This window comes from Nocardia sp. NPDC001965 (assembly GCF_053594175.1).
In genome coordinates, this window is the sequence record NZ_JBSFDZ010000026.1 from 36,828 (window position 1) to 54,867 (window position 18,040).

The 18,040-nt window shown below is 68.1% G+C and carries 17 protein-coding genes; 10 read left to right on the forward strand and 7 right to left on the reverse strand.

Annotation, left to right across the window (positions count from 1 at the left end; genetic code table 11):
* Positions 1–301: 301 nt before the first annotated feature.
* On the reverse strand, positions 302–1,678 hold the full coding sequence (locus ACWCPQ_RS27060; RefSeq protein ID WP_449903869.1) for a styrene monooxygenase/indole monooxygenase family protein: 1,377 nt from the start codon (positions 1,676–1,678) through the stop codon (positions 302–304).
* A 149-nt stretch (positions 1,679–1,827) separates the two neighbouring features.
* On the opposite strand from ACWCPQ_RS27060, the gene ACWCPQ_RS27065 reads away from it, so the two are divergent.
* Positions 1,828–2,319 carry a GAF domain-containing protein gene (locus ACWCPQ_RS27065; RefSeq protein WP_449903872.1) on the forward strand — a complete coding sequence of 164 codons (492 nt, stop codon included), beginning with the start codon at positions 1,828–1,830 and terminating at the stop codon, positions 2,317–2,319.
* Between the two features lie 43 nt (positions 2,320–2,362).
* Here ACWCPQ_RS27065 and ACWCPQ_RS27070 read toward each other — a convergent pair whose 3' ends face one another.
* Together ACWCPQ_RS27070 and ACWCPQ_RS27075 are read right to left on the reverse strand one after the other, a co-directional pair.
* Positions 2,363–2,722: a helix-turn-helix domain-containing protein gene (locus ACWCPQ_RS27070; protein WP_449903874.1), complete on the reverse strand. Its 360-nt coding sequence runs from the start codon at positions 2,720–2,722 to the stop codon at positions 2,363–2,365.
* Positions 2,719–3,150, reverse strand: a complete 432-nt coding sequence (locus tag ACWCPQ_RS27075) for a VOC family protein (RefSeq protein ID WP_449903875.1) — start codon at positions 3,148–3,150, stop codon at positions 2,719–2,721. The genes ACWCPQ_RS27070 and ACWCPQ_RS27075 overlap by 4 nt, the downstream gene beginning before the upstream one ends.
* 145 nt (positions 3,151–3,295) lie before the next feature.
* On the opposite strand from ACWCPQ_RS27075, the gene ACWCPQ_RS27080 reads away from it, so the two are divergent.
* Entirely contained in the window at positions 3,296–4,270 is a 975-nt protein-coding gene (locus ACWCPQ_RS27080) for a GlxA family transcriptional regulator (RefSeq protein WP_449903877.1), read from the forward strand.
* A gap of 12 nt (positions 4,271–4,282) precedes the next feature.
* On the opposite strand, the gene ACWCPQ_RS27085 is transcribed toward ACWCPQ_RS27080, so the two are convergent.
* Positions 4,283–5,713, reverse strand: a complete 1,431-nt coding sequence (locus ACWCPQ_RS27085; RefSeq protein ID WP_449903880.1) for an LLM class flavin-dependent oxidoreductase — start codon at positions 5,711–5,713, stop codon at positions 4,283–4,285.
* Positions 5,713–6,930: an acyl-CoA dehydrogenase family protein gene (locus tag ACWCPQ_RS27090; protein ID WP_449903882.1), complete on the reverse strand. Its 1,218-nt coding sequence runs from the start codon at positions 6,928–6,930 to the stop codon at positions 5,713–5,715. The genes ACWCPQ_RS27085 and ACWCPQ_RS27090 overlap by 1 nt, the downstream gene beginning before the upstream one ends.
* A 194-nt stretch (positions 6,931–7,124) precedes the next feature.
* On the opposite strand from ACWCPQ_RS27090, the gene ACWCPQ_RS27095 reads away from it, so the two are divergent.
* Both ACWCPQ_RS27095 and ACWCPQ_RS27100 read left to right on the forward strand, forming a co-directional pair.
* A complete protein-coding gene (locus ACWCPQ_RS27095) occupies positions 7,125–8,270 on the forward strand; it encodes an LLM class flavin-dependent oxidoreductase (RefSeq protein WP_449903884.1) in 1,146 nt (381 codons plus the stop codon).
* A gap of 727 nt (positions 8,271–8,997) precedes the next feature.
* Positions 8,998–10,263 (forward strand): cytochrome P450, encoded by a 1,266-nt coding sequence (locus ACWCPQ_RS27100; protein WP_449903886.1) that lies wholly within the window; start codon positions 8,998–9,000, stop codon positions 10,261–10,263.
* Positions 10,264–10,472: 209 nt separating this feature from the next.
* Here the strand turns inward: ACWCPQ_RS27100 and ACWCPQ_RS27105 are convergent, their stop codons facing one another.
* Together ACWCPQ_RS27105 and ACWCPQ_RS27110 are read right to left on the reverse strand one after the other, a co-directional pair.
* The gene (locus ACWCPQ_RS27105; protein ID WP_449903889.1) at positions 10,473–11,240 is read right to left on the reverse strand and encodes a MerR family transcriptional regulator; all 768 of its coding nucleotides are present in this window, start codon (positions 11,238–11,240) and stop codon (positions 10,473–10,475) included.
* A gap of 64 nt (positions 11,241–11,304) precedes the next feature.
* Positions 11,305–12,042 (reverse strand): nucleoside/nucleotide kinase family protein, encoded by a 738-nt coding sequence (locus ACWCPQ_RS27110; RefSeq protein ID WP_449903892.1) that lies wholly within the window; start codon positions 12,040–12,042, stop codon positions 11,305–11,307.
* A 93-nt stretch (positions 12,043–12,135) separates the two neighbouring features.
* On the opposite strand from ACWCPQ_RS27110, the gene ACWCPQ_RS27115 reads away from it, so the two are divergent.
* The 6 genes from ACWCPQ_RS27115 to ACWCPQ_RS27140 all read left to right on the forward strand — a co-directional run bounded on the left by ACWCPQ_RS27115 (position 12,136) and on the right by ACWCPQ_RS27140 (position 18,028).
* Positions 12,136–12,801, forward strand: a complete 666-nt coding sequence (locus tag ACWCPQ_RS27115) for a GntR family transcriptional regulator (protein ID WP_449903894.1) — start codon at positions 12,136–12,138, stop codon at positions 12,799–12,801.
* Positions 12,802–12,980: 179 nt separating this feature from the next.
* The gene (locus ACWCPQ_RS27120; protein WP_449903896.1) at positions 12,981–14,312 is read left to right on the forward strand and encodes a nucleobase:cation symporter-2 family protein; all 1,332 of its coding nucleotides are present in this window, start codon (positions 12,981–12,983) and stop codon (positions 14,310–14,312) included.
* Positions 14,309–15,367: a cyanuric acid amidohydrolase gene (gene atzD, locus ACWCPQ_RS27125; protein ID WP_449903899.1), complete on the forward strand. Its 1,059-nt coding sequence runs from the start codon at positions 14,309–14,311 to the stop codon at positions 15,365–15,367. Before ACWCPQ_RS27120 ends, atzD begins: the two co-directional genes overlap by 4 nt.
* Entirely contained in the window at positions 15,364–16,677 is a 1,314-nt protein-coding gene (locus ACWCPQ_RS27130) for a cytosine permease (protein WP_449903901.1), read from the forward strand. The genes atzD and ACWCPQ_RS27130 overlap by 4 nt, the downstream gene beginning before the upstream one ends.
* Positions 16,674–17,375, forward strand: a complete 702-nt coding sequence (gene biuH / locus ACWCPQ_RS27135) for a biuret amidohydrolase (protein ID WP_449903904.1) — start codon at positions 16,674–16,676, stop codon at positions 17,373–17,375. The genes ACWCPQ_RS27130 and biuH overlap by 4 nt, the downstream gene beginning before the upstream one ends.
* Positions 17,372–18,028, forward strand: coding sequence for an alpha/beta fold hydrolase (locus ACWCPQ_RS27140; RefSeq protein WP_449903906.1), 657 nt, complete (start codon positions 17,372–17,374; stop codon positions 18,026–18,028). Before biuH ends, ACWCPQ_RS27140 begins: the two co-directional genes overlap by 4 nt.
* Positions 18,029–18,040: the final 12 nt, after the last annotated feature.

Below are 18,040 nucleotides of genomic sequence, written 5' to 3' on the forward strand. Positions count from 1 at the left end.
CCTCGAACGGTTGGATGCGGTCCGCGGAGGCCGCAGCGAAGGCGGAGGTATCGCATCGTCTGGTCGCCGGGCGCCGCAACTGCTGCGCCCGGCGCGAGAACAGTTCACCAGCGCGGCCGGAGGTGGTACGAGGTTTTGAATCTGCGGGATCGCATCCCGGAAGGCGGGCGTGTGCCAGCGGCGGCCGCCCGCGACTCGCGACCCGCACCCGGGCACCGGCGACCCGCGGTCGGTACCCGGGCTCGCAGCCGGTGCCCCGGCGGCACCGTGGCCGCCGGGTCGCCGGGGTTCGGTGTGGCGGTCAGGCGGAGGTCGCAGCGGCTGCGTCGTACTGCGACCGGCTGAACCGCCCGGCCGGCCGGAACCGGCCCAGTACGGTGGCCGCGTCCTCACCGGTGACCTGCGCGATGAGGTCGTGCGCGTCGGCCACCGAATTCACCGAGCGGGCCGCCTGCGGGCGGTGCAGTGTGCCCACGAGCGCCGAGGCGAACCGCGGATCGGCCGCCGCCGCGCTGAAGAACTGTCCGCCGATCTCGGCGAATTCGGGATCACTGAGGAACAACCGGGTGACCTTGGCCGCGTCCTCGGCGCGGGCGTCGAGGAACGCCTCGTACTGTGTGGTGATCCACGCGTCGTCGAACGCCCCCTCGTGTGCCGCGGCCGCCGCGACCAGGCGCTGCGCCTGGATGAGTCCGCTCTGCGCACCCTGCCCGGCGATCGGGTCGTACGCCACGGCGGTATCCCCGAGCGCCGCCACCGGCCGGCCGCTCGTGGTGTGCCCGACACCGCGCCGGAACAGCGGCCGGACGGCACCCTTCAGCCAGGAGTGCGGATCGTCGGCGATCACCTTCGTGGCGAGTACTTCGGGCAGGTCCCAGTCGAGGTAGTCGCGGTAGAGGTCGGTGACGATCCGGTGCGCCGATTCCGCGGAATCGGCGGCGGCGAAGCGCTTCTCCCAGTCACCACCCGGCCGTGCCCAGCCCAGGAACGCCCAGGCCGGCCCCGCGTCCTTGTGCAGGTACGGCCCCCACCACGCCTCGCCTTCCTCGGCGACGATGGAGAAACCGCTGCGGCCGCCACCGGCCGGGCTGCGATGGGCGAACACCGACTCGTCGTGCGGTAGACCCGTGACCGTGACGGTCAGCAGGCTGCGCTGCGGCGCGTCGTACACGGTGCGCGTCTCGTCCACCGCGAACAGCTGGGAGAGACCGCCGCGGCCGGTCGCGACCAGGGTGAGATCGTTGTCGGCGGCGATCGGGTCGAGCCGTTCGGGCGTCACCTGGTCGACGACGAACCGGCCGCCGCGCTCCAGGAACGCGGTGAGCCGTTCGTCGGCCTTGAGCCGGGTATCGACGGCGAGCCCGTGGAAACCGTCGAACGCGCCGTCGAACGCGATCAGTTCCTCGCCACCACCGGCGACGCGGACGGTGAGACCGCTGTGCAGCGGGGCGCGGTCGAGATAGGTGGGCAGGCCGAGCGCTTCTTCGGCGGCCTGGGCCTCACCGAAGATCAGCGCGGTCCCGGTGGCGGGTACTTTGTCCCGCAGGTCACGCTGGTCCTTGTCGCTGTAGACGGTGACCGTGAACCCGGCGTCGAGCAGGCCGAGCGCCGCGGTGACGCCGGTCTGTCCGGCCCCGATCACGGCGGCGCTGCGGTGGGAAGTGTTCTGCGTAGTCATAGCGTCATGGTCACGATCCTTGCCGCCGTACTGCACCTTTACACTCACCGCGAGTTGATGCCGGACAATGCCGCATTGCAGCCGTTTTCGTGGCACCATCGACGGTTTCGGCCGGGCCGGGCGCGGTGCGCGCGCCCTACCATCCGTTCATGACGTTCGACCTCGTACCGCTGACCGGCGACCGCGCCGAGGGTTACCGGCAACTCACCGAGCGGGCTGCCGCCCTGCTGACCGGCGAATCCGACCGGATCGCCAACGCCGCCAATCTGAGTTCGCTGCTCTACCACAGTCTGGCGGAGGTGAACTGGGCCGGTTTCTACTTCTATGACGGCCGTGAACTCGTCGTCGGACCGTTCCAGGGCAAACCGGCCTGTGTGCGGATCGCGCTGGGTGCGGGTGTGTGCGGGACCGCCGCACACACCCGCCGGACCCAGTTGGTCGCCGATGTGCACGAATTCCCCGGCCATATCGCCTGCGACGCCGACAGTCGTTCAGAGATCGTGGTGCCGCTGGTCCACGAGGGCGACCTGCTCGGCGTTCTCGATCTGGACAGTCCGCGTGCCGGCCGATTCGACGAGATCGACCGGCACGGGCTCGAATCGATCGCCGGGGTGTTCCTGGCGTCGCCGACGCGAATCTGAGGGCCCGGGCGGCTACCTGCCCCGGCCCCGGTGCCGTTCGGTGTCAGGTCCGGATGCGGTGATACCGCCGGCGCCGGGGCGCCCGGCGGCCGGCCTCGTAGCGCACATCGGGGAGTAGTTCGTCGGGGACGAACTCGATGATCTCGCGCCGCGAGCCGATCACCAGTTTGCGCAGTACGGCCGCCAGTTGCGCTTCGGTGGTCCGCACCGAGGTGCCACGGCGGTCGGCGATGGCGACGTTGGTCCAGCCCGCGGCGGCCAGGACGGCGACCACGCGTTCGGCTCCGGACAGTTCGTTCCACGGATCCCGGCGGGTGGACCGGGCCGGTACGGACACCCCGGTGGCATGCCGATCGCAACCGCCGATCGCCACCGCGCGCGGCCCACGCAGTGCCGGTCTCACAGCGGGGCCGTGAGTTCGAGGTGGATCCCGTCCGGGTCGTCGAACGACAGGATCGCGATACCGAACTGGTCCATATCGATGACCTCGCCGTGGCTGATTCCCGCTGCTCTCAATCGTTCGGCCGCGGTGAACAGGTCCTGCTTCGAATCCACCGAGAAGCTCAGGTGATCCAGGCCGACCCGCTCCGAGTCGAACGAATCACCGGCCGGCGCGACCGGGCGCAGGCCCAGCAGCATCGCTCCGGCCCGGAAAACGCAGCCACCGTAGAGCCGGTACGGATCGGTGCGGACCTCCGGATCTTCCGGACGGCCCGGCGATTGTGCGACGATTTCGAATCCCAGCACGTCACGGTAGAAATCGCGGGACCGGTCGATATCGGTCACGGTCAGGCGGATGTGGTGGGGGCCGTGTGTGGCGAGGACGGACATATGCACTCCGGAAGGGTGTGGTGCTGGACGTCGACGTGGGGACAACCGACCGGTCGGCCCGGTGAGTATCTCCACCGGCTGAGCCTATGGCCCATCCGATCGGGACAGGAGCGTCGGAGCCGACATCTTTCGTACTATTCCCGACATGAACGTGACCATTTTCGTCGTGGATGGTGTCGCCGATTTCGGTCTGTCCGCCCTGCTCGAAACCTTCACCACGGCGAACGCGCTCCGCGAGACGCTGGGCGCGTCGCCCGAACCGTGGCAGGTCCGGGTCGCCTCGCTGGGCAGCGCGATCCGCACCGGTCACGGTCACACCGTGCCCACCGTCGCGCTGGACGACCTCCCACCGAATCCGGGACTGCTGCTGGTACCCGCGATGAACGTTCTCGGGGCCGAGGAGCTGATCCGCCTGGTGTCGGCTCCGGAGCACGCAGCCTTTCTGGAACGGATCAGCGATGCCCACGCGGCGGGCGCATCGTTCGGCGCCGCCTGCACGGGCACCTTCCTGCTGGCCGAGGCGGGCGTGCTGAACGGGAGCCGGGCGACCACCAGCTGGTGGCTGGGCCCGAGCTTCCGCCGCCGCTACCCGCGGGTCCTGCTCGACGAAAGCGCGACGCTGTGCCGGGGCGATCGAGTGACCACCGCCGGTGCAGCGCTGTCGCATCTGGATCTGGCACTGTCGTTCGTGCACTCGCAGAGCCCCGCGCTCGCCGATCTCGTCGCCAGGTACCTCGCCGCAGGGAACCGGAAGACCCAGGCCGACTTCGCCGTTTCCGAGGTCGTAGCGGCCGGCGATTCGGTGACCGCTGCCTTCGAACGCTGGGTCCGCGAACATATCGGAGAGGGATTCCGGATTTCCCGCGCAGCAGCCGAACTGGGTGTCACCGAACGCAGCCTGCAACGGGCCACCCAGGCCGAACTCGGCAGATCACCGCGCGATTTCGTGGACGATATCCGGCTGGAACACGCCGCGCAGCTACTGCGCACTACAACCCAGACGGTCGATACGGTGGCCGCGCGGGTCGGATATCTCAACGGCGGCACCCTGCGCAACCTGGTCCGGCGGCGGCGCGGGATGTCCATGGCGGAATTCCGCGCCACCGGCAGGGTGTGGTGAGCGGGATCGCGATCAGGTGACGAGTTCTTCGGAGATGTTCCGCGACACTGCCTCCGGCAGTGCCGTGGACCCGGGACCGCCCACCCGGTACCGCGCGCCGCGATGCTCCGCCGGCAACCGGTCGCCGCGCTCGAACAGCGCGTTGCGCAGAGTACCCGGTACGTATTCCGTAGCGTAGGCACCACGTTCGGTCAGGACGGGTATCACATGCTCGATGATGTCCTCGAAGGTCCCGGGCGTGATGGCGTAGGCGAGATTGAACCCGTCCACATCGGTGTCGTCTGCCCACTCCTGTAACCGGTCGGCCACCGTCTCGCCGGAACCGACGAACACCGGACCGATCCCGCCGATCCCGGCCCACCGCCCGATATCGCGGACGGTCCACTCCCGGCCGTCGTCGTCGAATTCCTGGAACGCGGCCACCGCCGAGCGGATCGCATTGCTCTCCACCTCGCCGATCGGATCGTCGAGGTTGTAGCGGGACAGGTCGATCCCCATCCAGCCGGACATGAACACCAGCCCGCCCTCGACGCTGGCGTAGGACAGGTAGTCCTCGTGTTTGCGCTGCGCCGCCGCATCGGTGGCGTCGGTGATGATCGTGGCCAGCGCGTAGATCCGAGCGGCGTGCCGGTCGCGACCAGCCGCCGCGAGCGCGTCGCGGATACCGGACACCGTCTGCGTGAGCACTCGTTTCGACGGTGCGGCGACAAAGATCGCCTCGGCGTTCTCGGCGGCGAACCGCACACCGCGCGGGGAGGCACCTGCCTGGAAGATCACCGGTGTGCGCTGCGGCGACGGCTCGGACAGGTGCACGCCGGGAACCGTGTAGTGCTTTCCGCTGTGGCCGATGTGATGCACCTTTGCGGGGTCCACATAGATATTGCGCACCGGGTCCCGGACGACGGCGTCGTCCTCCCAGGACCCCTCCCACAGTTTGTAGAGCACTTCCAGATATTCGTCGGCCCGGTCGTAGCGATCGTCGTGGTCGAGTTGGTCGTCGTCCCCGAAATTCCGGGCCGCCGAGGGCAGATATCCGGTGACGACGTTCCAGCCGATCCGACCGCCGGTCAGATGATCGAGGGTGGACAACCGGCGGGCGAACGGATACGGATGTTCGAAACCGGTCCCGGTGGTGATCCCGAAGCCGAGATGTTCGGTCACCGCGGCCATCGCCGACACCAGCAGCAGTGGATCGGCCACCGGTATCTGCGCGCCGTGGCGCAGTGCCGCGCGATCGTCGCCGCCGTACACATCGTAGGTACCCAGCACATCGGCGATGAACAGTCCGTCGAACCGGCCGCGTTCCAGCAGCGCGGCCAGTTCGGTCCAGTAGCTCAGTTCCTTGTACCGGTGCGATCGATCGTCGGGATGCCGCCACAGCCCGGGAGACTGGTGGGCGACGCAGTTCATATCGAAAGCGTTGAATCGGATCCGCCGGGTCATCAGCGTGCCTCGTCCGCGGGCTTGCGCTCCCCCGCGCTCCAGGCGAACGGCAGCTGGGTGCCGTTGAGCAGATGGTCGCCGATGGCCCGCGCTTTCTGGATGGCCGGGTTGTGCACCGAGATGGTGCGCGCGTTGCGCCAGTGCCGGTCCAGCCGCAGCCCTTCGGAGGTGATGGAGGCCCCGCCCACCTCGAACAGCTGCGTGGTGGCGGCCAGCACGGTATCGATCACGCCGAGTTGCGCCTGGGCGGCGGCCAGTTCGGCGTCGATCAGGCCCTGCTCCTCGGTGGCTCCGGCGGCGAGCACCTCGTCGAGCACATCGGCGACGGCCAAGACGCTCGCGCGAGCGCCGAACGACGCGGCCGACAACCGCCCGATCACCTGCTGTACCAGCGGATCGTGGCGGGGCAGATCGGCGGCGGAATGGGTATAGCCGCGACGACGGGCGGCGACCCACTCCCGGGTGTCGCGTTCGGCGCGCTGCGCGATCCCGGCCAGCACCGCGAGCTGGAAGAGCTGCAGGTAGGAGGTCGAGTACGTCGCGCCCGCGTCACCGTAGCCGGGTCCGAGGATCCGCTCCGGCGGCACCGCGACACCGGTGAACTCGGTGGTGCCGCTGGCGGTCAGCCGCTGCCCGAAACCGTCCCAGTCGTCGTGCCGGCGTACCCCCTCGGCGTCGGCGTCCACCAGAACGCTGACGCGTTCGCCGTCCCGGTCGGCGGCGACCAGGATGTGGTCGGAGTACAGCGATCCGGTGCTGTAGTACTTCGTCCCGTCGAGCACCCAGCCGGCGCCGGACTGCGTCAGGCGCGTCCGATACCGGCCCACCGCGCCGACACCGGGTTCGGTGATCGCATTACCGACCAGCGTCCCCTCGGAGACCTTGCGCAACCACTGTTCCCGTGCCGGCCCGGCCTCGGCGAGGAGCTGGTCCTCCACGAAGACGAAATGCACGCGCAGCGCCTGCGGCAGATTCGATTCGGCCGCCGCCAGTTCGATCAACTGCCGGAAAAGCTGGCGCACGCTCGCCCCGTAGCCGCCGTATTCGACCGGCACCCGGAGCGCGCCGAACCGCGCCGCGCGCAAGCGGTGCACTTCGTCGTGGGCGAGCCGGCGGTCGATCTCGCGCTCGACCGCGCCGGCCGCGATATCGGCGTAGATCGGCGCGAACACCGCGTCCAGATCGGTATCGGAGACAGGTTGTGCGGTGGTAGTCATCCGCCCACGATCACCGATGCCGCGGGCCCGCTCACCGGTTACACGCAGCCGGATCGAAACACCGGCGGGCAAAAAATCCCGCCGATTCCAACCGGTGACAGGACGGGCGCGACCGGTCAGGATCACAGATCGGCCCGGCGAGGAGCTCGGCCACCGCACTACCCACTCCAGAGCCCCTCGAAGGAGAATTTTCGGTGAGTCTGTCGTTCCACTGGTTCCTACCCACCTACGGTGATTCGCGCGGCCTGATGGCCGGTGGCCACGGCACCTCGATGTCCGGTGACCGTCCCGCCTCGCTGCGCTACCTGAACCAGATCGCGGGCGCGGCCGAGGAGAACGGTTTCGAGGCCGTACTCACCCCGACCGGCGCCTGGTGTGAGGACGCCTGGCTGGCCACCGCCATGCTGGTGGAGACCACCGAAACCCTGAAATTCCTGGTGGCGTTCCGGCCCGGCCTGGTGAGCCCGACGCTGGCCGCGCAGATGGCCGGTACCTACCAGCGGCACTCCCGGGGCCGGCTGCTGCTGAACGTGGTCACCGGCGGCGAACCGCACGAACAGCAGGCGTTCGGCGATTTCCTGAACAAGGAGCAGCGCTACGAGCGCACCGGTGAATTCCTGCACATCGTGCGCGAACTGTGGGAGTCGCGGGAACCGATCAGCTTCGAGGGCAGGCATCTCCAGGTGCGCAACGCGCTGCTCAACAACCATCCCGACCCGGTGCCGCCGGTCTTCTTCGGTGGTTCCTCCGCCGCCGCCGGCCCGGTCGCCGCGCAATACGCCGACACCTACCTGACCTGGGGTGAACCGCTGGTCGCGGTCGGCAAGAAACTGGAATGGATCCGCGGCCTCGCCGCCGAACGCAACCGCACCCTCGACTACGGTATCCGCCTGCACGTCATCACCCGCGACACCTCCGAAGCCGCCTGGGCCGAAGCCGACCGCCTGCTGCAGGGCATCGATCCGGCCGATATCGAACGAGTGCAGGCCAACCTGGCGAGCAGCGAATCCGAAGGCCAGCGGCGCATGCTGGAGCTGCACGGTGGCCGTACCGACCGGCTGGAGATCGCACCGAACCTGTGGGCGGGTGTCGGCCTGGTCCGCGGCGGGGCGGGTACGGCCCTGGTCGGGTCGCACGAAGAGGTGGCCGAACGGCTCATCGAGTACTCGCGGCTCGGTATCACCCATTTCATCCTCTCCGGCTATCCGCACGTCGAGGAGGCGTACTGGTTCGGCGAGGGCGTCCTGCCGATCCTGGAGCAGAAGGGTCTGTGGCGCCGATCGGTCGACCGGCCGGTAGCCGCCACCGGAACCCCGTTCGCCACCGCCTCCACCAGCTGAATCACGCCACACCCGCTCGCCCGGCATGGCTCACCGCTTTCGGCGGAACCCGGCTTCCGCGAGCGGGTGGGTGGGTGTGTCCGCGGATCCCGCGCCGGACATCCCGACAGCACGCTGGTCGATTCGGGCCGTACCTTCACCTCATCCCGACCCGTAGTTCGCGCAGCGGTGGCCGGCACGCTACCGCGTGGCGACGACGGTACTGCGCCCGGTCATACCGTCGCCCGTGCGGACCTACTAACCCTCTTCGAAACAGCCCGTACGCGGAGCCGTAACCAACAGAGCCAACCCAGCGCGCACGTATCGACAACCTGCTGAGAACAGTCGGCAATCAGCTACGGCACCACCGCGAGACGGTCACGGTTCCTGCTGCGGGCCGGGGTATCTGCGGATATGATGCCTGCCGGGTATTTGCCCACTTCCCGGGAAGAGCAGACGGCTCACCGCGAAGTTCTGCTCACAGATCGCAATCGCTTCGACCGAAGGAGAGCCCGGGCCAGCAGCGCACCCTACTATTGTGCTGTCGGCCGGCTGTACGGGCCGAAGTCGTGTGGTCTCTCGCCACACCGTGAAAACCGACGGTTTCCTGTCCTCGATCTGCAACCGCCGGTCCGAGAAACAGAACTCGCCGCCCGTGTGTTCCCCCTCCTTGTCGGTAGGCACTGGTCCGGCCGACACCCCTTCGTCGAATTCCCTCGGTAACTATCGATTCGTTTGGAGTTTCTCTGTGTCTATCCACCAGCCGCTGGAAACGCCTCAGTCTTCCCCTGACGGTTGCCCGATCGTACCCAGCTCGGTGATCGACGACGGCCCACGAGTAGCTTTATATACAAAGGAATTCGCCGCGGATCCGCAACGCATATACCTCCAGCTGCGGGACCGGTACGGATCACTGGCACCTGTGGAGATCGCACCGGGTGTTCCGGCCACCCTCGTCGTCACCTACGAGGCTGCGAAGCGGATTCTGCACGATCCCGAGCACTTTCCGGCCGACCCCCGGATGTGGGAGGCGAATGTGCCGCTCGACTGCCCGGTCCGGCCGATGTTGCAGTGGCGGCCGAACGCCCTCCGCAATTCCGGATCCGCGCATGCTCGGCTGCGGTCGGCAAACACTTTCGCCATCAACGGAATCGACCTACACGGCGCGCAGGCATTGGTCGAGAAGGTCGCGGTGCCGCTGATCAACACCTTCTGCACTACCGGACACGCCGATCTGCTCGAAGAGTTCGTGCATCCGCTCGTCTTCGAGGTCCTCAACACCTTGGTCGGTTGCTCGGCAGATATCGGGGCGCGCGTCGCGCAGGGCATGGCCGCAGTATTCGATACGTCCGCTGATGCCGAAGAGGGCAACACGATCTTGGAATCGGCGCTGCACGAACAGACCGTGCACAGGATCGCCGAGCCCGGCAACGACATCACTACCCGGATGATCGAGCACAGTGCGAACTTGACCGAGGAGGAGGTCATTCACCAACTCGTCGTCATATACGGGGCGGGTATCGAGCCGACAGTAAACCTCATCTTGAACACGTTGCGCCTGATGCTGACCGACGACCGGTTCGGCGGGGAGATGGTCGGCGGTAGCCTCTCGACTGTGGACGCGCTGGAAGAGTTGCTGTTCACCGACCCGCCTCTGGCGAACTTCTGCTTCAGTTATCCGCGGCAGCCGATTCTCATCGACGGCGTGTGGTTGCCGGCGCATCAGCCTGTGCTGATCAGCATGTCAGCGTGTAACAACGACCCCGCAGTGCGAACCGGAGATTTCACCGCCAATCGGTCCCATCTTGCCTGGGGCGCCGGGCCGCACGCCTGCCCGGCGAAGGACATATCCTCCACTATCGCTCGGGTGGCAATAGATCAATTGCTCGATGGACTACCCGATATACAACTGGCGGTCCCTGTCGGCGATCTGCAGTGGCGGCCCGGACCCTACCATCGCTCCCTGGCATCCTTGCCGGTTACCTTCGCACCTGCTCCGCCGATGACGGTATGAAGTGTGTCCGCGGACTCGTTCCGGCCAGGACGACGCATCGAATGGTTCAATGGCCGATTCCGGGACCGCAGCCGCGAATGCCGGTGGAAAATCAACGCCAGAAGGATATCGGAGGCATATGTCATGGGGCGCGGCAAGTCCTCCCGCGCCCCACTCGCCGCCTCTGCTGTCTCCGGGCCTCGACCGGCGGGCACCACCCGCCGAACCCACTATCGGCGGGCGGCGTTCGCGGCCGTGATGAACTCGATCTGAGCGGGTGACGGTCCGCAGAACTCGCTCTCGATCTGGTCGGCCTCACCGGCCTGCATCCGGTAGAGGCTGTCGCGCAGACCCTCGTCACCACCGTGGAACCCTGCCAAGAGTTCCATCCACCGCGCCGCCATGCGCTGCGCCTCCGGGGTGGTGGGGTCCATTCCCGCCGCGATCGCCGCGTCGACCTTCGGGATGAGCTCACCCCATTCCGCTTCGACCTGCCGGATGTGATCTTCTCCGAGTTCCTCCCGGCGCCGCGCGAGCTGCGTCAGCTGGCCCTCGTCGAAATACTCTTTGAATGTGTCGTCGACCATGACGGTCCTCCTGATCAGTTCCAGGAAGCGATCCGTGGATGCGTCCGGCCCGCTGTCCGCCGTGGCGGCTACCAGTGCCGCGACCAGGGAATGGAGTTCCCGGGTCGCGGCCAGTTGCGCGGCCAGGTAGTCACGATGCGCGGACAGTACCTGCGTCATCGCCACGGTGCCTTCGAGCAGGTCGGTGATCCGGTCCAGCCCCAGGCCGAGCTGACGCAGGGCCAGCACCTGATAGAGACGCTCGACATCGCCGGCGGTGTAGAGCCGGTGGCCGGTACCGGTCCGCCCCGCCGGCTCCACCAGGCCGATGCGGTCGTAGTGATGCAGCGTCCGCACCGTCAGTCCGGCCTCGGCCGCGAGTTCACCGACCTTCCATACCCGCTCGGTTCCGTGCTGGTCCATCCGTTTCATCCCACTTCCACCGGTGCACCGTGCGCCGGTGTAGCCGACGGTAGAACCTGACCTTACGTCAGGTTCAAGCCGGAAAACGTTCTCCGGGGCCGAGCGCGGAACGGAGTATTCGACGAGGTTCCTCGATGAGATAACTGCCGTTGCGCTCACGCAGATGTACGTCGGCCCGGGGGCGGGAGGCGGCGATCGTACGAGCATTCGGCAGATCGCTGTGTGAGATCTTGTTCTCGGTCTCGGTGGCCGACTTGCCTCCGGCCAGATGCCGATCTCGCAGGCGCGGCGCGATCACGGCGTCCGCGGCGTCGAGGTACCACACGGTGTCGAGGAACCTCCGGACCTCGCGCCAGCCGGGTTCGTCGAGCAGCAGGTAATTCCCCTCCACCACCGCGATTCGTTGAGTTGTGAACACAACTGCGTCGGGTACTGGGTCGTTGCGCACTCGATCGAAGGTCGGCCAGGACACGCAACTGCCCGGCGGCGCCGCGCGCAACGCAGCAAGCCGGGATACGAAGCCGGCCACATCGAAGGTGTCCGGCTCGCCCTTTCGATGCAGGCTGCCGGTCGCCGCCAGTGCCGCGGAGGTCAGATGGAAGCCGTCCATCGGGGCGACAGCTGCCGACTCGTGGCCGCCGGCGTTCAGCGCTTCGACCAGACCCGCCGCCAAGGTCGATTTCCCGGCCGCCGGTGGGCCGGCGATACCCAATACGAAACGTCGATCGCCGGGCAGGCGCGCCGACAGGCACGCGGCGAGCTGCCCGACGGACATCTCGCGCCCGGCAAGCATCTCGAACTCTTTTCGCATGGCCTCGATTCGTCGACAGTAGCAAGACCCGGTCCGCTGGATCGGGCCGTCGTGTCCGGAAAACCCGGCCGCATACGGCGCTACTCTCACCACGTGACCACTTCCCCGCATCCCGGCCGGACCGCCCCCGGCGCCGCCGTGGCCGATGCCGTGCGCGAGGACATCCTCGCCGGCCGGCTGTCGCCCGGTGACCGGCTGCGCGAAGTGGACCTCGCGGAACGGTTCGGGGTCTCCCGGGTACCGGTCCGGGAGGCGCTGTCGCAGTTGCAGAGCGAGGGCTTCGTCACGCTGGTGCGATATCGCGGAGCCACGGTGTCGGCGCCGTCGGGGGCGGCGGCGCGGGAGTTGGTGCAGATCCGGCGCGGGCTGGAGGTGCTGGCCGCGCAGCTGGCCGCGCGGTCACGGGGCGGGGCAGTGGCGGCCGAGCTGCAACGGGTGGTGGAGCTGGGCCGGTCGGCCGATCTCAGCCGTGCCCACGACGAGCTGCCGCCGTTGATCCTGCGGTTCCACACGCTGGTCGCCGAGGCCTCGGGCAACCAGCAGTTGCGGGCGATGTTGGAGCAGATTCTCGAGCGGGTGTCCTGGATCTTCGGGCAGCGGCTGGAGAGCCGGACCCATATCTCCTGGAGTGACCATGCCGCGATCGCCCAGGCGATTCTCAACGGATCGCCGGTGCAGGCGGGCTATCTGATGGACGAACACATCGCCCGCGACGAAGAGCTGCTCGAGGATATGGACACCGAGGGTTCCTCGACCTGAGCAGGTCGGAACCGTCCCGGAGCGGGGCGACAGAAAAGTCAAGGTTGTATACAAGAATTCTTCGCATTCCGCAGCCACTTGCATAGTTCACCGGCACGGAACCTTGAGCAACATCAGCGAAACAGTATTTGTATACAAATTCTGTTGTTGATTATTTCTTCTGCCCGAGGCCAGGTCCCATGTCCACAGACGCTGCCCCGACCCAGTCGCCGCCGCTGGCTCCACCCACTCGCCTACCCTTCTGGCGCACAACGCTCTTCGGTATCCAGCACGTGCTGGTCATGTACACCGGTTGCGTCGCGGTCCCGCTGGTCTTCGGCGCCGCCCTCGGGCTCGACACCTCGACCATCGCCACCCTGGTGAACGCCGACCTCCTGGTCGCCGGAGTCATCACCCTCGTGCAGGCCCTCGGTATCGGAAAACTGCTCGGGGCCCGGATGCCGGTGGTGGCGGGTGCCTCCTTCACCGCGGTGACGCCGATGATCCTGATCGGTGAGGAGTACGGACTGTCGGCCGTCTACGGCGCCATGATCGCGGCGGGGATCTTCGGCATGCTGGTCGCGATCCCGTTCTCCAAGCTGGTGCGGTTCTTCCCGCCGATGGTGCGGGGTGCGGCGGTCACGATGATCGGCTTGTCGCTGATCGGCAAGGCCGTATCCATGACCTTCGGCGACGAACCGGCCGGTGGTGCCCCGCTGGCGCTGGCCGTCGGGGTGGTCGTGCTGATCGTGGTCCTGATGCGGTACGGCCGCGGCATCGTCGCCCAGTCCGCGATCCTGATCGCACTCGTGCTCGGCACTCTCGCGGCCGCCGCGCTCTCCCTCACCGATTTCAGCGCGGTCGGCACCGCCGACTGGTTCGGGTTGCCGGACCCGTTCCTGTTCGGCACCCCCACCTTCCCGATCGCCGGAATCATCTCGATGTGCCTGGTGATGCTCGTGATCTTCACCGAATCCACCGCCTACCTGATGGCCACCGCCGATCACCTGGGCCGCCCCCTGGAACAGAACCGGCTCGCCCGCGCGCTCGGCGCCGACGGCGCCTCGGCCGTACTGGGCGGATTCCTGACCTCGTTCCCGGACACGATCTTCGCGCAGAACGTCAGCCTGGTGCGGATGACCGGGGTGTCGAGCCGCCGAGCGGTCGCGGTCGCGGGTGGATTGCTGGTGGCGCTCGGACTGGTACCGAAGATGGGCGAAGTGGTCGCCAATCTGCCGGGCGCGGTGATCGGTTCGGTGAGCCTGGTCATGTTCGCGACCGTGGCCGGGGTCGGCATCGCCACGCTCGCGAAAGTCGACTACTCGCGTAACGACAACCTGCTGGTGGTGTCGCTGGCCATGGGTATCGGCATGATCCCGGTGGTCGCGCCCGAGGTGTACGAGGGGCTCCCCTCGTCGGTCCGGACCATCGCCGGCGGCGCCATCACCAGCACCGTGATCGTGGCCTTCGTCCTCAACCTCGTCTTCAACCACCTCACTCCTGCCCGCACCCCGAAGGAGACCGTCGCATGACCGGTATCGCCCTGTTGACCGTGCCCACCACCGATCCCGGCGATACCGCCCCGTTCGAAGCGCTGACCGCTGCCGGATACCGCACCGGCGATCTCGTCTCGGTGATCGGCAAGACCGAGGGCAACGGCTGCGTCAACGATTTCAGCCGCACTCTGGCGACTGCGATCTGGGAACCGCGTATCCCGGAAGCCGCAGTCACCGTGTTCTCCGGCGGCACCGAGGGGGTGCTCAGCCCGCATGTGAACATGTTCGTCCGCGACGACCGTCACCATCGGGGTTTCGATCGCGGCCTGGTCGCGGCCGCGCGCCGCAGCCGGGTACTGGGCCCCGGGGAGATCGGGCGGGCGAACCAGATCGACACTGTCACCGATACGGTGGGCAAACTGGTCGCCGAACTAGGCGTCACCCCCGCCGATGTCCACCTGGTGCTGGTGAAATGCCCGCTGCTGACCTCGGACAAGATCACCGCGCTCCATGCCGCGGGCGAGACGCCCGTGGCATACGACACCTACGCGTCGATGGGCTGGTCGCGGGCGGCGAGTTCGCTCGGTATCGCCGTCGCGCTGGGTGAATGCGATCGGGAGACCGCACTACACGCCCTGGCCGGCGAAGCCGATGTCTGGTCGGCCCGGGCCTCGGCGAGCGCGGGCGCCGAACTCGACGACTGTCACGTCCTGGTGGTCGCCGAGAGCCCGACCGCGGCCAACCCGCTGCGCGCCCTGCACGGGCAGATGGCCGATGCGATCGACCTGGCCGCGGTGCAGCAACTGCTGGCTCAGGTGGCGGCGGTGGGGGGCACCGTGCGGCAGATCTTCGCCAAGGCCGAAGCAGATCCCCGTGGCTCGGTGCGGGGCCTGCGGCACACCATGCTCACCGACTCCGATATCAACGCCACCCGCCACGCCCGCGGGGCCGTCGGCGGCCTGCTGTCGGCCCTCAAGGGTGACGGCGCGGTGTACGTATCGGGCGGCGCCGAACACCAGGGCCCGCCGGGCGGCGGCAGCATCACTGTCATCTACGAGATCCCCGCTCCCGAAGGGACGGATACGCCATGAGCACTACGACGTTGGTCCAACCCGAGAAGAACTGGGCGATAGAGGAGTTCGAGAACGTCGCGGTCCCGGCCGACCGCCGGCGCGGCCTGGCCTCGGTCTCCGCGGTCTGGTTCGGATTCCCGATGGTGCTGACCTGTGCCATCTTCGGCGGGCTCATTGTGTACTCGCTCGGGTTCTGGCTCGGCTTGCTCGCGATCGCCGTGGGCAATATCTGCATGATGCTGTACGTCGGCGCGCTCAGCGTGATCGCCGGGCGCACCGGTAAGAACTTCGCGCTGTCCGCCGCCGAGACCTTCGGTAAGGCAGGGGCGTTCATTCCGTCCGCTTTCCTGGCGACCGTGGTGATCGGCTGGTTCGCCTTCCAGACCGGGATGGCAGGTGCGATCCTGCACGACACCCTGGGCTGGCACGAACAGTTCACCGCACTCGCCGCCGGTCTCGGCTTCATCGCGGTCACCCTGCTCGGAATCCGGGCGCTGTCGGCGATCGGCATGATCGCGGCACCGGTCTATATCGTGCTCGGGTCGGCCGCTGTCGGGCTCGCCGTGGCCGACGGCGGCGGTTCGCCCACGTCGTACCAGGGGCAGGCCGGCGCCGCCGCGATGAGTTTCGGCGCGGCGGTCACCCTGGTCATCGCCTCGTTCATCGACTCGGGCACCATGACCGGCGATTTCACCCGCTGGTCCCGCAACGGCCGCGAGGCCTTCCTCGCCGCGGCTTCCGCTTTCCCGGTGGGTAATTCGATCGCCCTGGTGATCGGCGGACTCGTGGTCGCCCTCGGCGGCAGCGCCGACCCTGCCGCCGACGGCGGTAACTTCCTCGGTCTGCTGGTCGACCACGGTGGTGTGCTGGTTCCGCTGGCCGTGGCCTTCGTTTTCATCAATCTGGGTTCGGTCTGCGCGCACTGCCTCTACAACGGCGCGGTGGGCTGGAGCCAGCTCTCCGGCGGCCGGATGCGTCGGCTCACTCTCGTCCTCGGTGCCGCCGGGGTCGTGCTGGCAGTCGCGGGTATCTGGTCGTATTTCGAACAGTGGCTCGAGCTGCTGGGTGTGATCGTGCCGCCGATCGGCGCCGTGGTCATCTTCGACCAGCTGATCCTGCCCCGGTTCGGGCCGGCCCCGCACGACCGCCGTGCCCGCTGGCACTGGCCCGCCTTCACCGCCTGGGCGGGGGGCGCGGTCGCCGCGCTGCTCACCCATCATTTCGCACCCTGGCTGTCGGATGCCGTCCTCGGCTTCGCGGCCGCCGCGATCATCCTCACCCTCTGCGCGATCCTCACCGCGCGACGCGAGAAGGAGCTCACCGCATGACCCCCACCACCGTGGACGCGACCCCGTACACCTGGCCCTTCGACGGCCCGATCGACCCTGCCCGCACGGCGCTGCTGCTCATCGACTGGCAGACCGATTTCTGTGGTCGCGGGGGCTATGTCGACCAGATGGGCTACGACCTGTCCCTCACCCGCGCCGGTCTGGAGCCCACCGCCCGGGTCCTGGCCGCCGCCCGCGAAATCGGTCTGACAGTTGTCCACACTCGCGAAGGCCACCGCCCCGATCTCGCCGATCTCCCCGCGAACAAGCGCTGGCGTTCGGCGCGGGTCGGCGCGGAGATCGGCAGTGTGGGCCCGTGCGGACGTATCCTGGTGCGCGGCGAACCCGGTTGGGAGATCGTCCCCGAGGTCGCGCCGATTCCCGGCGAACCGGTGGTCGACAAACCCGGTAAGGGCGCCTTCTACGCCACCGACCTCGACCTGCTGCTGCGCAGCGCGGGGATCACCCATATCGTCCTCACCGGTATCACCACCGACGTCTGCGTGCACACCACCATGCGCGAAGCCAACGATCGCGGCTACGAATGCCTGATCCTGTCCGACTGCACCGGCGCCACCGAACGAAAGCATCACGAAGCGGCGCTGAGCATGGTCACCATGCAGGGCGGGATCTTCGGTGCGGTGGCCACCTCCGATCAGCTGCTGGCGGCGCTCGGGAAACAGTCCGTCACCGCATGAGAGTCGTCCTGATCCACGGGGTGGCCACCGACAGCCGGGTATGGGCGGCCACCGTCGCCGCACTCGGTCCGGCCGTCGAGGTGCACGCTCCCGACCGGCCCCAGTCCGGTGATATGGACACCGAGATCGCGGCCCTGACGCCGCTGTGCGAGGGCGCGATCGTGGTGGGCGTGAGCGGTGGCGCGACCCTCGGCCTGGAGATGGCGGCCCGCGGAGTCGGATTCGCGAGCGCACTACTGCACGAACCGGCGGCCGGATCGCTCGCGCCGGGATTGCTCGACGATGTCGCACGGGCGTTCCGGTCGGCAGGTGTGGCGGGGTTCGGCCGCGCGCTCTACGGAACGAGCTGGACGCCGGACCTCACCGTCGCCGCGCACGAAACCGTCGCCGGGGAATTGGCGATGTTCCGCGGGTTCGAACCCCGGCCGGTGGCCACGCCGGCGGATCGGATCACCCTGACCGTGGGACAGCATTCGCCGCCTGCTCGGCATCGATCGGTCCGGGATCTCGGCGCCGCGCTGGGCCTCGAATGGCGTGTGCTCGCCGGCGCCGGGCACGCGGCGCATCTCGAGACCCCGGACCGGCTGGCGCGGTGGATCCGGCGCCGGAGCGGCGCCGGGCTGGGATCGTATTGCCTCCCGCCTTTTCCGTGACCGGCAGCGGCC